The 13959-nt window shown below is 65.6% G+C and carries 13 protein-coding genes; 6 read left to right on the top strand and 7 right to left on the bottom strand.

Annotated features, from left to right (window positions below):
- Positions 1-2: 2 nt before the first annotated feature.
- Positions 3-770, bottom strand: coding sequence for a cell division protein ZapD (gene zapD, locus CKO27_RS02135; RefSeq protein ID WP_200373220.1), 768 nt, complete (start codon positions 768-770; stop codon positions 3-5).
- A gap of 317 nt (positions 771-1087) precedes the next feature.
- Positions 1088-3070: an LOG family protein gene (locus CKO27_RS02130; protein ID WP_200373219.1), complete on the bottom strand. Its 1983-nt coding sequence runs from the start codon at positions 3068-3070 to the stop codon at positions 1088-1090.
- A gap of 309 nt (positions 3071-3379) precedes the next feature.
- Between CKO27_RS02130 and CKO27_RS02125 the strand changes: the two genes are divergently transcribed.
- The 6 genes from CKO27_RS02125 (at position 3380) to CKO27_RS02100 (ending at position 8828) form a co-directional block, all read left to right on the top strand.
- Complete coding sequence (locus tag CKO27_RS02125; protein WP_200373218.1) at positions 3380-4129, top strand: YebC/PmpR family DNA-binding transcriptional regulator; 750 nt, start codon at positions 3380-3382, stop codon at positions 4127-4129.
- A gap of 51 nt (positions 4130-4180) precedes the next feature.
- Positions 4181-4717, top strand: coding sequence for a crossover junction endodeoxyribonuclease RuvC (gene ruvC, locus CKO27_RS02120; protein WP_200373217.1), 537 nt, complete (start codon positions 4181-4183; stop codon positions 4715-4717).
- 207 nt (positions 4718-4924) lie between these two features.
- Positions 4925-5533, top strand: coding sequence for a Holliday junction branch migration protein RuvA (ruvA, locus tag CKO27_RS02115; RefSeq protein WP_200373216.1), 609 nt, complete (start codon positions 4925-4927; stop codon positions 5531-5533).
- Positions 5534-5599: 66 nt separating this feature from the next.
- The gene (gene glcE, locus CKO27_RS02110; RefSeq protein WP_200373215.1) at positions 5600-6682 is read left to right on the top strand and encodes a glycolate oxidase subunit GlcE; all 1083 of its coding nucleotides are present in this window, start codon (positions 5600-5602) and stop codon (positions 6680-6682) included.
- 9 nt (positions 6683-6691) lie between these two features.
- Entirely contained in the window at positions 6692-7921 is a 1230-nt protein-coding gene (gene glcF, locus CKO27_RS02105; protein WP_200373214.1) for a glycolate oxidase subunit GlcF, read from the top strand.
- Positions 7914-8828 (top strand): 2-hydroxy-3-oxopropionate reductase, encoded by a 915-nt coding sequence (locus CKO27_RS02100; RefSeq protein WP_200373213.1) that lies wholly within the window; start codon positions 7914-7916, stop codon positions 8826-8828. Before glcF ends, CKO27_RS02100 begins: the two co-directional genes overlap by 8 nt.
- Before the next feature lie 53 nt (positions 8829-8881).
- Here the strand turns inward: CKO27_RS02100 and CKO27_RS02095 are convergent, their stop codons facing one another.
- From CKO27_RS02095 to pilB, 5 genes are all read right to left on the bottom strand, one after another.
- Positions 8882-9157: a hypothetical protein gene (locus CKO27_RS02095; protein WP_200373212.1), complete on the bottom strand. Its 276-nt coding sequence runs from the start codon at positions 9155-9157 to the stop codon at positions 8882-8884.
- 278 nt (positions 9158-9435) lie between these two features.
- Positions 9436-10065, bottom strand: coding sequence for a dephospho-CoA kinase (gene coaE / locus CKO27_RS02090; RefSeq protein WP_200373211.1), 630 nt, complete (start codon positions 10063-10065; stop codon positions 9436-9438).
- Positions 10062-10952 (bottom strand): prepilin peptidase, encoded by an 891-nt coding sequence (locus CKO27_RS02085; protein ID WP_200373210.1) that lies wholly within the window; start codon positions 10950-10952, stop codon positions 10062-10064. Before CKO27_RS02085 ends, coaE begins: the two co-directional genes overlap by 4 nt.
- Positions 10953-10957: 5 nt before the next feature.
- The gene (locus CKO27_RS02080) at positions 10958-12217 is read right to left on the bottom strand and encodes a type II secretion system F family protein (protein WP_200373209.1); all 1260 of its coding nucleotides are present in this window, start codon (positions 12215-12217) and stop codon (positions 10958-10960) included.
- A gap of 21 nt (positions 12218-12238) precedes the next feature.
- Positions 12239-13954: a type IV-A pilus assembly ATPase PilB gene (gene pilB, locus CKO27_RS02075; protein WP_200373208.1), complete on the bottom strand. Its 1716-nt coding sequence runs from the start codon at positions 13952-13954 to the stop codon at positions 12239-12241.
- Positions 13955-13959: the final 5 nt, after the last annotated feature.

The raw sequence follows: 13959 nt of genomic DNA, 5'->3' as shown, positions 1-13959 counted from the left end.
TGTCAGAAGACGCAGCAGGTGAGGCGGAACGAGACATCCGCGCCGTGCTGGGTCGCCCGACCCTGGGGCTCGGCATTCATGAAGCGAATGCTGAAGCGGTTCTTGTGACCGCTGATCTCGGGGAAGATGGCCGCCTCGCCCTCCAGGCCGACGCGCAGCATCTGAGCCGGCGCCAGGGGGTCGATGGCCTCCTGGTAGAAGCCGCCCTCGGCGACGACCTGGCGCGAGGCCGAGCTTGAGCGGACCAGCGAGAGCGCGAGCTGGATGGCCTCGATCGCTGGCTTGAGATCCCCGAGCCATTCACCGAACCTGGCCTGACGGCGCTCCGTCGGCTGGATCAACCAATAGTGGAAGTGCGGCAGGTCGAAGCTACAGGTGCCCCCAGGGATGCTGCTGCGCTGCGCGATGGCCTTGAGAAATTCGTCCTCGCGCGCGCCGTGACCGATGGGGCCATTGAGTTGCTGGATGCCGTCGATGGCTCGACGCAGATCGTCCAGCACCTCGGCCAGCGCCTCCGGATCGACGCCGCGTTGGGTCGAGAGTCGATTGAGATTGCCGATGTGGCGATCAAGCTCCTTCAGAATCTCGTTCTTGACATCCGCGCGCGCGGTGACCGCGACGATGTCCAGCAGCACCCAGATGGCGCAGCGCGACGATCGCTGATCCTCCTGGTGGACGAACTGGTCCAGTTGACGGAACAGATGTTCGAGCCGCAGGAAGGTTCGGATACGTTCGTTGAGAGGATGTTCGAAGGTGATCAATGTTGACACGGCCTTGTCTCGAGTCCGGCTGGTCGCGGTCGGAACGCGGCTCGCCAGGCGACCAAGTAACTGTTACGGCGGCGCTGAGCCGATCCATGCCGCGGATGGCCTGGAAGCTGCCGACCGGGTCAAGGCGCGCATGTCGCCAACCATGTAATGAGTCTGGATATCCTCGTCTTCCGATCCTCGACCGACGCCCTGACGTCCGCATCGATCGGCGCCTCCCGAACCTCTGTTCCACGATGCGCGAGGGCCTCCCCGGAATTGTCCTGGTTTCGGTGCGTCATGTCACGAGCGGGCCGCGATTCGCTCCCGCTCGCGCGCGTTCAGCCCAGTCTGAGGGCCTGCTTGTAGAACCTCGGGATGGCGTCTGGATCGGTCGTCATCAGAATCTGCTCGATCAGCCAACCCGGCACACGGCCCTGTCGCTCCATCTCATCGAGCTGGCGGCGCAGTCCATCCCAATAGAAATCTCCGCCAGAGCTGTCGAAAAACACCACGGGGCCGGTCTCGATTACGCCCAGCTTCATGTCCGTGAGGGTGAGCCCGATCTCCTCAAGCGTGCCCACGCCGCCGACCAGGAAGAGATGGAAGCTCGCGATCTCGAACCAGCGCTGCCGCGCCTGTCGGCTACGTGCCTGGAAGGTCTGGTAGAACTCGGCGGTCTGGTTGGGCTCCTGATCGATGGTCTCGATGAAGCTGGAGCCGACCATCAGCCCCTGTCGGTGCGCGGCATCGGTCACCTGTTGCATGGCGCCTGGGCCACCGCCGGTCAGGATCCCGATATCGCTGCCGAACAGGCCGCGCAGATTCACGAGCAGCCGTTCCACCTGGCGCGCGGCCTGGTCGTTGAGCGGCTTGGTCGAGCCATAGACGGCGAAGATCAGGCAGGAGCGGAAGCGATCCACCTGATCGGGGGTCGTGAAGTAGCCACGCAATCCCCTGAAGACATGGCGCACCACATGACCGCGCGGCTCGTTGCACCAGAAGACCCGCAGCCCGAGTCCTTCGTAGTCGGCCAGTCGCCCATGATCGCGGGAGGACAGGAAGGGTCCGTGCTCGAAGGAGGCGCGCCGGAAGACGATGCGGGAGAGGCGCCGGCGCAGCGCGGCCTCGCAGATCTGGGTGTGCTCGATCAGGTTCGGGAAATAGCCGAGCAAGAGTGTGGCGCGCGCCTCGTCCGGGAGTCGCGCCAGGATCTCGGTTCCGCACTCCGTCCGAGTGTTGAGGTCCAGCCCTTCCGCGACCAGGCCGGCGGCGAGGTCGGTTCCGCCGCGCGGATCCCGAGGCGTCAGGGGCTGGGTCCAGACCAGATCCGGATCCACGCCGTCCATGAGGGCCTGGGCATCGCGGGTGATGGCCGTCATGCGATGGGAGTAGCGATTCCCCACCGGACTGGCCTCCAGCCGATCGAAGATCCCGAGCAGGGCCTGGTAACCCGTCGCGTCGATCGTCTCGCGCGGCTCCGGCTCCTCGCGGTCGTCCGGGCGCCCATGCCAGTAACGCGGCTTGGGATCCACCCGAATCGCCTCGTGCACCGAGGCGGCCACGCTCGGATTGATGATGAGTTGCTCGGTGCGGTTGATGAATTCCAGATAGACGTTGGTTCCGCGCGTGGAGACCGGATCCAGCACCGTGGCTTGCAGGTGCACCCCCAGCGACTCGTCCAGGTTACGGAGCACCACGTAATGGCGATGCAGGAACATCGAGCAGGCGGTGACCAGTCCGTCCCTGGGCGGCAGCTCGATATGATCGACCTTCTCGCGTATCTGTAGCCGGTTGAGCAGATCCTTGCCGTCGGCGTGGGTCGCGATGGCCGTCACCTCGTCGGGCGTCAGGGGCTTCTGGAAACGATAGATCCGCTGCTGTGGACGCAGGATGAGATACCCGTGACCATCAAGCGAGAAGCCGGCTGGAACCTGCAGGCTATTGTCGCGGATGAGCCGATGGATCCCGGCGGAATCGAGCCGATTGTCCGTCGGGCAGAACACCAGGCGGCCGACGCGCAGCCCTGGGACCACGATGCGCTCCAGATGGGCGGCGATGCCATAGGAGCGGATGGCGGCCAGGATGCGCAACTGGATGTCGCAATGATCCCCGTTCAGATCGGGCTCGCCGAGCGGCAGGATGTTGATTCCCATGCGTGCCAGACGACTGCGCGCGGCGAACACCAGATCCGCTTCGCGCCCCCCCACCAGGCGGCGAAAGGCGGGCGAGATGGCGAAGCGCGCCGCGACGACGAAGCCCTCGTCGTCCATGGCGAGCAAGTGCGTGATCCAGCCATCGGCGGTTTCGGGTGTCGCGTACATAGCGGGCTCTCGGGATTCGGATCGTCGGGGCGGCGGGCGGGAATCGGGTCGCCAAGATTAGCACAGTGCCCGCGCCGCTCAGCGTCGCCATTTCAGCCTCGCGCGCGCCCGGCGCTTACCAGGCGGCCGGCTCGGGATGCTAATATGCGCCGCTGAACAAGACGCACGGCCGGCGCTCCGCGTTCGTCGGAGCCCCGTTCGATGGGGGTGGATCCCCAGCCTGGGGCTCCCCAGTCGGGCGCCGCCTTCGCGCCTCGGCTTGCCCGGTGACCCGTCCCGGGCCGAATTCCATGTCAGGAGAAACCATCCATGGCCGGTCACAGTAAATGGGCCAACATCAAGCATCGCAAGGCCGCGCAGGACAAGACGCGCGGCAAGGTCTGGACCAAGCTGATCCGCGAGGTCACGGTCGCGGCGCGCGAGGGCGGCGGCGATCCCGGCGCCAACCCGCGTCTGCGCCTGGCCATGGACAAGGCCTTCGGCGCCAACATGCCGCGCGACACCGTGGAGCGCGCCATCAAGCGCGGGGCGGGCGGCATGGAGGGTGAGAATTACGAGGAAATCCGCTACGAGGGCTACGGCCCCGGCGGGGTCGCCGTCATGGTCGATTGCATGAGCGACAACCGCAATCGCACCGCCTCCGAGGTCAGGCATGCCTTCAGCAAGCGTGGCGGCAATCTGGGAACCGATGGTTCCGTGAGCTATCTGTTCACCAAGCAGGGCGTCATCAGCTTCCAGCCGGGGACCAGCGAGGAGCAGGTGATGGAGGCGGCGCTCGAGGCCGGCGCCGAGGATGTGGTGGTCAATGACGACGGCTCGCTCGATGTCATCAGCTCGCCCGAGGACTTCGCGGCCGTCAAGGAGGCGCTGACCCAGGCCGGGCTGGACACCGAGGTCGCCGAGATCAGTTACAACGCCGCCACGCTGATCGATCTCGACCTGGAGACCGCCGAGAAGCTGCTCAAGCTGGTCGAGCAACTGGAGGATCTGGACGACGTGCAGGAGGTCTATCACAACGCCGACATCGCCGACGAGATCCTGGCGGCGCTGGATGCCTGATCGCGGCTGGGCTCCCGGCTCGATGCGCTCCGGTATCGCGGCCGCTCCGCGATGATCCCCGCCACGAACCTACGCCATCGCATCCTGGGGATCGATCCGGGCTCACGCAATACCGGCTTTGCCGTGATCGATAGCGATGGGCGCCACAGCGTCAGAATCACGAGCGGTTGCATCCGGGTCGGGGACCAGCCCTGGCCGGGTCGTCTGGGTCTCATCTTCGATCGGATCGCCGCCATCGTGGCCGAGTATCAGCCTCACGAGATGGCCGTCGAGCAGCTCATCTTCGCGCGCGACCCGACGGCGGCGCTCAAGATCGGCCAGGCGCGCGGCGCGGTGCTCTGCGCCGGTCTCAAGGGTGGGGTGACCGTGCACGAATACAGCCCGAAATCGGTCAAGCTCGCGGTGGTCGGGACTGGCGGGGCCGAGAAATCGCAGGTTCAGCACATGGTGAGAGTCCTGCTATCACTGTCCGAAACCCCAGGCGAGGACGAGGCCGACGCGCTCGCCATCGCGCTCTGTCACGCCCACTCGATGGGCCTTCCGACACGCAAGCGCGCTGCGGCCTCCTGGCGCGACTGGCGGCCCTGAGGCGGGGGATGGTTTCAGTTGTCAGTTGTCAGTTGTCAGTTGTCAGTTGTCAGTTGTCAGTTGTCAGTTGGCTGGGCGCGGCCTTGCTTTTGGCTGGCTTCTCCTTATTCGCGAGGCGGGCGGCGGAACGATGATGTTTGAATGGTCCTTATCCAATCTCAATCGATCGGCTGTCGCCTGTCGATCCCTCCCTGCCGTCCGATTCCAATGATCGGTCGGCTCCGTGGTCAGCTCCTGGCGAAGCAACCGCCGCAACTGCTGCTGGACGTGGGCGGGGTTGGATACGAGCTGGAAGCGCCCATGTCCACCTTCTACGAGCTGCCGCCGGTGGGCGGGACGGTGACCCTGATCACCCATCTGGTGGTGCGCGAGGATGCGCAGATACTCTACGGCTTCATCCGCGATCAGGATCGGGCGCTGTTTCGCGCCCTGATCAAGGTCACGGGCGTGGGCGCGCGCATGGCGCTGGCGATCCTCTCCGGCATGGACGCGGCACGCTTCGCGCAATGCGTCGAGCAGGAGGACAGCGACGCCCTGATCCGCATCCCCGGCATCGGCAAGAAGACCGCGCAGCGCCTGGTGATCGAGATGCGCGATCGGATCGATGGATTGGGCGCCGGTGGCTCGCCGGGAATCGGGATGCCCCGGCCGGCCGGTGGCGAGCGGGATCAGGCCCTCGCGGATGCCGTGAGCGCGCTGGTGGCGCTCGGCTACCGGCCACCGGACGCGAACCGCATGGCGCGCGCGGCGGACGATGGGGCCAAGACGTCGGAGGAGATCATCCGGAGCGCGCTGCGCACGGTCAGTCCTCCCTGACCGGTCCCGCCCGGCGCGGAACCTGGCTCGGTTACTTTCCATCTCAACTCAGATCGAGGGCGGACCGTGGGTAAGGATCTGACGATCGAGCTTCAGGCCCGCGTCGAGGCCGCGGCCGCGAGCGGGAGGCCCTTGGCGCTCCTGGGGAGTGGCACCAAGACGTTCATGGGTCGGGTCGCGCGTGGCGAGCCGCTGAGTCTGGCGGGGCATGCGGGCATTCTCGATTACCAGCCCAAGGAACTGGTGGTGACCGCCCGGTGTGGAACCAGCCTCGCGGAACTGGAGACCACGCTGGCCGAGCAGGGTCAGATGTTGCCCTTCGAGCCCCCCCGCTTCCGGGCTCCCGACGCTTCCGAGGCCACCCTGGGCGGAACCATCGCCTGCGGACTGTCCGGTCCGGCCCGGCCCTACCAGGGCTCGGCGCGCGATCTGGTGCTGGGTGTCCGGGTCCTGACCGGGCGCGCGGAGGTGCTGCGCTTCGGCGGCGAGGTGATGAAGAACGTCGCCGGTTACGACGTCTCGCGGCTCATGGTCGGCGCCCTGGGAACCCTGGGTATCCTGCTGGATGTCAGCCTCAAGGTGTTGCCGATTCCACCGGCGACCCGGACCCTGGTCCTGGAGGCTGGCCTGGAGCAGGCGCTGACCCGAATGACCCGATGGGCGGCGAAGCCTTGGCCGGTGACGGCGACCTCTTGCGATGGCGAGCGTCTCTGGGTGCGCCTGTCCGGTACCGGGCCGGGCCTGATCGAGGCGGCGGAGCGCATCGGCGGAGAACCGGTCGAGGCGTCCGAGGCCGAGGCGTTCTGGCACCACGGGGTCCGCGATCAGCAACATCCTTTCTTCCAGGGCGAGACCCCCTTGTGGCGTCTGTCCCTGCCCCAGGCGGCCCCGACTCTGGCGCTCGCCGGACCCCAATGGATCGAATGGAGCGGATCCCAGCGCTGGCTGCGCAGCGACGCGGAGGCCGCGACCATCCGCGCCGAGGCCGCCAGACTGGGTGGTCACGCCACGCTCTTTCGCGGCGGCGACCGCGCTGGCGAGGTCTATCCGCCCCTGCCCGAGCCGCTCATGCGGCTGCACCGCCAGGTCAAGCAGTCCTTCGATCCGATGGGCCTCCTCAATCCCGGCCGTCTCTACGCCAGTCTTTAGGGGATCAGCGTGCAAACCGAGATCCTGCCCGAATTCCTGCGCACGCCCGAGGGCCAGGAGGCCGACGCCATTCTCCGGGCCTGCGTTCACTGCGGTTTCTGCACCGCGACCTGCCCGACCTATCAGCTCCTCGGCGACGAGCTCGATGGGCCGCGCGGACGCATCTATCAGATCAAGCTGGTGCTGGAGGGGCAGGCGCCCACGCGGATCACGCAACGCCACCTGGATCGCTGTCTCACCTGCCGCGCCTGCGAGACCACCTGTCCCTCGGGCGTGCGTTACGCGCGCCTGGCGGACATCGGCCGTCATTACGTCGAGGCGCGTGTCACCCGGCCCTGGCGCGAGCGATGGTTGCGCCAGGCGCTCGTTTGGATCGTCCCCTATCGCGCACGCCTGGCCCCTCTGGTCTGGCTGGGACAGCGGGTGCGCCCGCTGTTGCCGCTCGGGCTCAAGGCCAAACTGCCGCCTCGCCAGCCGGCGCGCGCCTGGCCTCGGCCGGTCGGGCGCCGCCGGATGCTCGCGCTGGCCGGTTGCGTGCAATCGGTCATCACCCCCCGGACCAATGTCGCCGCCGCGCGCGTTCTATCCCGCCTGGGGATCGACCTGGTGGAAGCCCCCGAGGCCGGCTGTTGCGGCGCGGTGGCCTATCATCTGAACGCCCGCGAGGCGGGGCTGGAGGCCATGCGGCGCAACATCGATGCCTGGTGGCCGGAGATCGAGGCCGGCTGCGAGGCGATCCTGGTCAGCGCCAGCGGTTGCGGGAGCCTGGTGAAGGAGTACGGGGAGGTTCTGGCCCAGGATCCGTTTTACGCCGACAAGGCGGCGCGGGTCGCGGCCCTGGCGCGTGACCCGGCCGAGATCCTGGGACAGGAGGATCTGTCGCCGCTCGGCTCGCCTGGACGGGGCCGCCGGGTCGCCTTCCACGCGCCTTGCAGTCTTCAGCATGGACAACAGCTCAAACGGGTGGTCGAACCCATCCTGGCGGGGCTTGGTTTCACTCCGACCCATGTACCGGATGGCCATCTCTGCTGCGGATCCGCCGGAACCTATTCGCTGACCCAGCCGGTGCTCGCCGGGCAGCTTCGGGTCGACAAGGTGGCGGCCCTGGAATCGGACGCGCCCGAGGTCATCGCCACCGCCAATATCGGTTGTCAGCTCCATCTGGCGGGCGGAACGGGAACCCCGGTCGTGCATTGGCTCGAATTGCTGGATCTGGAGGAGGCTAGGGCGCATGGGTGAGCGGATCGGCTTCATCGGTCTGGGCATCATGGGGCGACCCATGGCCCTGAATCTGCTCCGCGCGGGTTATTCCCTGGCGGTTCATGCGCGCCGGGTCGAGTCCATGCGGCCATTGATCGAGGCGGGGGCCAGCGCCTGCGGTTCGCCCGCCGAACTGGCCGATCGCTCGGATGTGATCTTCACCATGGTGTCGGACACCCCCGATGTCGAATCCGTCATCCTGGGCGAGAACGGCGTGCTCGCCGGTGTTCATCCAGGATCGGTCGTGGTCGACATGAGCACCATCTCGGCCGCTGTCACGCGGCGTCTGGCGGAGCGACTCGGCGAGCGCGGGGTCGAGATGCTGGATGCCCCGGTCTCGGGCGGCGAGGCCGGCGCCATCGACGGGCGCCTGTCGATCATGGTGGGCGGCGCCGAATCGACCTTCGCGCGGGTGCTTCCACTATTCCATGTCATGGGGGAGAACATCGTCCATGTCGGCGGCCATGGGGCCGGGCAGGTTTGCAAGTCCTGCAACCAGATCCTCGTTGGGGCCACCATCGTCGCCGTGGCGGAGGCCATGCGGCTGGCCCAGGCCTCCGACGTGGATCCGGCCCGCGTCCGCGCGGCCCTGCTCGGCGGTTTCGCGGGTAGTCGCGTGCTGGATGTCCATGGGCAACGCATGATCGACGAGAATTTCGAGCCTGGATTCAAGGCTCGCCTGCACCAGAAGGACATGCGGATCGTTGCCGAGGCCGCCCAGGAGCTGGGTCTGTCCCTGCCGTCCGCCAACGCCGTTGCCCGCTATCTCGACGTCCTGGTCGGTCAAGGGCTCGGCGAGCTGGATTCGTCGGCGATCTACCTGGTGTTGAGGGATCTGAGTCGGGAGCCTTCGGCCCACTCCTCGCTCCCGTCAGGGATCGGTTGAGAGCCGCTTTCATCGTCTATTCCAGGGCGCGGAGGCCCGCGCCCTGGTGCCTCTCAACGTGAAGCCGTGCTGTCTTTGTCGTTGATGATCGAAGCGGGGCTGTCGGAGGCCTTGCTGGGTTTGCCGATACGGCAATGGCTGGAGACCTGGATGCCGTCCTTCCTGGTGTAGCCATTCATCCAGCGGCAGTGCTCTTTCGCCGCGCATGCATCCTGCGCCAAGCCCTTACAGTCGGAGGCCGCCAGCGTCGGCTGCGACACAAGCCCAAGCATGGGCAGGGTGGTCAGGAGAAGGGTCGCGCGGATGGTTTTGGTGAATGGGTTGCTCATCGTTTTCCTCGCTCTGTCCTTGGAATGCGCTATGCGCTTTACGTGTAAACGGAGAGATAGATATATCTCACGCATAACACGAAGCGCAACTGTTTTCCGATCCTGGAGATAGCTGGAAATCGCCCAATGCCGGTTCGATCGATTTTTTAGCAGGGCGAAAGAGACTTAAATGGAAGTCGATGGGGCGGTGCAAGGCGTTCCGGAAACCAAAGGGCGAGCCCTGTCATCCAGGACGCGGGTCATGGCTGGCGTTCGCTATGCGTGGATGGGCCGCGAGCTTAGTGTGTTTGTGGGCTGTCCGGGGTCGCGGCGATCCGACTGTAATCCGCGTGAAGACGCTGGATCTGGTGCTCCAGATTGGCGAGATCGCCGCGGTTGTCGATGAGATCGTCGGCGCGCGCGTTCCGTTCCCGGCGCGGGATCTGGCTCGCGATGATGCGTCGGACCTCGTCCTCGGGGATCTGGCTGCGGCGGGTGACCCGCTCGATCTGGAGCGACTCGGGTATGTCGACCACGAGGACGCGATCGGCGAGCGTCTCCTGGCCGGTTTCAAAGAGGAGTGGGACCACCAGGACGGCGTAGGGGGTCTGGAGCGCCGCGAGCCGCTCCATCATCAGGGCCTTGATGCCTGGATGAAGGATGGCCTCCAGACGCGCGCGCGCCTCGGGATCGGCGAAGACGATCTGGCGCAGTCGGGCGCGATCGAGCGATCCGTCCGGGAGCATGACCCGAGCGCCAAAGGTGGCGGCGATCGGTCCCAGCGCGGCCCCGCCGATGGCCGTCAGCTCGCGTGAGAGTTGGTCGGTGTCGATGACTCCGGCGCCCAGTTCGCCGAGGCGGTCGGCCACGGTGGTCTTGCCGCTGCCGATGCCGCCCGTCAGCGCGACGACCAACCGAGGGGGATTCAAGCGAGTCCGCTTATCCGCAGATAAGCGTCGTTGATCTGTTCGCCCCAGACGAGGCTGATCCAGCCGGCTGCGGCCAGGTAGGGACCGAAGGGGAGCGGCTTGCCGCTTTGATGACGGCCGGTCGCGATCAGGATGACGCCCAGCACCGCCCCGGTGACGGCCGAGAGCAGGATGATCTGGGGCAGGTAGGGCCAGCCGAGCCAGGCCCCGAAGAGCGCCAGCAGCTTGAAATCGCCATAGCCCATGCCTTCCTTGCCGGTGATGAGCCGGAAGAGCTGGAAGACGGTCCAGAGACTCAGATAGCCGGCGACCGCGCCGATGATGGACGTCTGGCTGTCGGTGAAGAGTCCGAACAGGCTCAGGACAAGTCCCAGCCACAGCAGCGGCAGGGTGAGGCTGTCCGGGAGGAGTTGGGTGTCGTAGTCGATCAGGGCCAGGGCGATCAGCGCCCAGGTCAGGAGCAGGGCGGCGGGCATCTGCCAGCTCAGACCGAACTGCATCACGACCACCAGGGTCATGATCGCCGTGAAGCCCTCGACGATGGGGTAGCGGACACTGATGGGGGTCCGGCAGGCGGAACAGCGCCCGCGCAACAGCAGATAGCTCAGGATCGGGATGTTCTCGTAGGCGCGGATCCGGTGTCCGCATGCGGGGCAGGTCGAGGCGGGCGAGGACAGGCTGAGGGGTGGCTCGGACTCATCCGGGGTCGGCTCCAATGTCCCGGAGAGTTCGGCGCAATCGCGTTTCCAGCCAGCCTCCATCATCCTCGGCAGTCGCAGGATGACCACGTTGAGAAAACTGCCCAGGATCAACCCGAGCAGCACGGCGGTCCCGTTGAGCAGCCAGGGGCTCTCTTGGAGTACAAGGATCCATTGATTTCCGGACATCGGACTCAGACGACCGCGGCGAGCTTGAAGATCGGGAGATACATGGCTACGACCAGACTGCCCACCAGGCCGCCGATGACGACCATGATCATGGGTTCGAGCAGGCTGCTCAGGCTGTCGACGGCGTTGTCCACCTGTTCCTCGTAGAAGTCGGCGACCTTGCCCAGCATGTCGTCGAGCGCGCCGGACTCCTCGCCGATCGCGGTCATCTGGATGACCATGTGCGGGAAGATGTCGCGCTGACGCATCGCCAGTTGCAGCGATTGACCGGTGGCGACCTCCTCGCGCATCTTCAGGACCGCGTCCTGATAGACGATGTTGCCGGTCGCGCCCGCGACCGATTGCAGGGCTTCGACCAGCGGCACGCCGGCCGCGAACATGGTCGAGAGGGTGCGCGCGAAACGCGCCAGGGCGGCCTTGTTCAGGATGCTACCGATGACCGGGATCTTGAGACTGGCGCGGTCCACGATCTCGCGGAAGCGTCTGGAGCGCTTGAAGGAATAGCGGATCACGTAAACGGTGCCGGCGATGCCGCCCAGGAACGCCCACCACCATTCCCGAATCAGGTCGGACAGACCGATGACCATGAGGGTGAAGGCCGGCAGGTCCGCGCCGAAGCTGGTAAAGAGTTCCTTGAACTGGGGAATGACGAACAGCAGGATGACCACGGTGACGATGATCGCCACGGCGATGACCGCCGCAGGATAGAAGAGTGCCTTCTTGACCTTGCCCTTGATCGACTCGGTCTTTTCCTTATAGGTCGCGATCTTGTTGAGCAGGATGTCAAGCACGCCGGCCTGCTCGCCCGCCGCCACCAGGCTGCACACCAGGTCGTCGAAGTAGAGCGGATGCTTGCTCATGGCGATCGACATCGCCGTGCCGCTCTCGATGTCCTGCTTGATCGAAAGGATGATGTCCTGCATCGCCGGATTGTCATGGCCGCGTCCGACGATATCGAATGCCTGCACCAGGGGTACGCCGGCGGTCATCATGGTCGCGAGCTGGCGGGTGAAGATGGAGAGATCCTGGCCGGTGATCTTCTTCTTGCCGCTGAATAGCGGCTTGGCCTTCATCTTTACCTTGGTTGGGTTGACGCCCTGCCGGCGCAGATCGGCGCGCACCGCGTTGATGTTGGCGGCGCGCGACTCGCCCTTGACCCGCGAGCCGCGCCGATCCATGCCTTCCCAGGCGAATACGCGCGCCTTTTCGGCTTCGGGCTTGGCCTTTGGCTTGACTCTGGACTTGGTCGCTGTTGCGAGTGCCATGACGATGACTCCGTGGTGGAATTATTCCTTGGTGACCCGGTTGATCTCTTCCAGGCTGGTCATCCCTGATTTGACCTTGCGGAGCCCGGATTGACGCAGATCGTAGATGCCCTCGCGCTGGGCCTGGTCGGCCAACTGCATGGAATTGCCGCCTTCGAGGATCAGGCGCGAGGTGGCCTCGGTGACCGGCATGACCTGAAAGATCCCGACGCGACCACGATACCCCTTGTTGCAGTGCTGGCAGCCGACTGGTCCGTAGACGGTGATGCCGTCCTCGATGTCGGCGTCGGTGAAGCCTTCCTCGCGCAGGGCCGCGGGCGGGATATCCACCTTCGTCCGGCAGTGCACGCACAAGCGCCTGGCCAGTCGCTGCGCCATGATGAGCAGGACCGAGGAGGCGATGTTGAAGGGGGCGACACCCATGTTGGCGAGACGGGTCAGGGTTTGCGGCGCGTCGTTGGTGTGCAGTGTCGAAAGCACCAGGTGGCCGGTCTGGGCCGCCTTGACCGCGATCTCGGCGGTTTCCAGGTCACGGATCTCGCCGACCATGATGATGTCCGGATCCTGACGGAGAAAGGAGCGCAGGGCGGAGGCGAACGTCAAGCCGGTCTTGGGGTTCATGTTGACCTGATTGATGCCGGCCACCTGGATCTCGACGGGATCCTCGACGGTCGAGATGTTGATCTCGGGTTTGTTCAGGATGTTGAGCGCGCTGTAGAGCGACACCGTCTTGCCGGATCCGGTCGGTCCGGTGACCAGGATCATGCCATAGGGTTTCTGGATCGCGTTGAGAAACGCCTCACGTTGCTCGGCCTCGAGGCCAAGCGCCTCGATGCCGACCTGCGCCGAGCTGGAGTCCAGGATACGCAGCACGACCTTCTCGCCGTAGAGGGTCGGGAGCGTGTTGACGCGGAAATCGATATCGCGCGTGCGGCTCAGCTTGAGCTTGATGCGTCCGTCCTGGGGGACGCGCCGTTCGGCGATGTTCATCCGCGACATGACCTTGAGACGCGCGGTGAGCCGTCCGGCGAGGTTCAGCGGCGGGTTGGCCACCTCGCTCAGAAGTCCGTCCTGTCTGAAGCGGATACGAAAGAACTTCTCGAATGGCTCGAAGTGGATGTCCGAGGCCCCGGAGGTGATGGCATCCACCAGGATCTTGTTGATGTAGCGGACGATAGGCGCCTCGTCGATGTTGGCATCCGACTCGTCGCGCTGCTCGTCCTCGTCGCCTCCGACATCGATCTTTTCCAGGTCGGAGTCGACGAAGTCGCTGACATTGGTGGTGTCCTGGGACTGGATCGCTAACTCGATCGCCGCCTGGAGCTTGTCTTCCTCGACCAGGATGGCGTCGGTGGCGAGACCCGTATTGAAGCGGATCTCCTCAAGCGCCTGATCGTTGGTGGGGTCGGAGAGTGCTAGGAAGAGACGGTTGCCGCGGCGCAGGAGTGGCAGCGCCCGGTGCTTGCTGATCAGGCGCTCGTCGACCAGATTGAGTGGCAGGTTGCTCGGTTCGAAGGCACCGAGATCAAGCAGGGGGACACCGAATTCATGCGAGGCCGCGATGGCGATCCGGCGGCTGTCGAGCAGCTTCTGCTCGACCAGATGACGCACGAAGGCTCGCCCCTGGGTCATGGCCTCCTGATAGGCGTCAAGCATCTGCTGCTCGGAGAGCAATTGATCCTTGACCAGTCGCCAGGCCAGTCCAGATGGTTTGATCTTGGCTTGATCCGTTGACATTGGCG

This window comes from Thiocystis violacea (genome assembly GCF_016583575.1).
GTDB lineage: Bacteria > Pseudomonadota > Gammaproteobacteria > Chromatiales > Chromatiaceae > Thiocystis > Thiocystis violacea.
The sequence above is the reverse complement of the archived record's forward strand: the minus strand, read 5'-3'. Positions and strand labels throughout refer to the sequence as shown.

Coding starts and splice junctions, on each gene's coding strand:
- CKO27_RS02080 (WP_200373209.1), bottom strand. CDS start 12,217: ATGGCACTCGCAACAGCGACCAAGTCCAGAGTCAAGCCAAAGGCCAAG.
- CKO27_RS02100 (WP_200373213.1), top strand. CDS start 7,914: ATGGGTGAGCGGATCGGCTTCATCGGTCTGGGCATCATGGGGCGACCC.
- ruvC (WP_200373217.1), top strand. CDS start 4,181: ATGATCCCCGCCACGAACCTACGCCATCGCATCCTGGGGATCGATCCG.
- CKO27_RS02085 (WP_200373210.1), bottom strand. CDS start 10,952: ATGTCCGGAAATCAATGGATCCTTGTACTCCAAGAGAGCCCCTGGCTG.
- CKO27_RS02095 (WP_200373212.1), bottom strand. CDS start 9,157: ATGAGCAACCCATTCACCAAAACCATCCGCGCGACCCTTCTCCTGACC.
- ruvA (WP_200373216.1), top strand. CDS start 4,925: ATGATCGGTCGGCTCCGTGGTCAGCTCCTGGCGAAGCAACCGCCGCAA.
- pilB (WP_200373208.1), bottom strand. CDS start 13,954: ATGTCAACGGATCAAGCCAAGATCAAACCATCTGGACTGGCCTGGCGA.
- CKO27_RS02125 (WP_200373218.1), top strand. CDS start 3,380: ATGGCCGGTCACAGTAAATGGGCCAACATCAAGCATCGCAAGGCCGCG.
- CKO27_RS02130 (WP_200373219.1), bottom strand. CDS start 3,070: ATGTACGCGACACCCGAAACCGCCGATGGCTGGATCACGCACTTGCTC.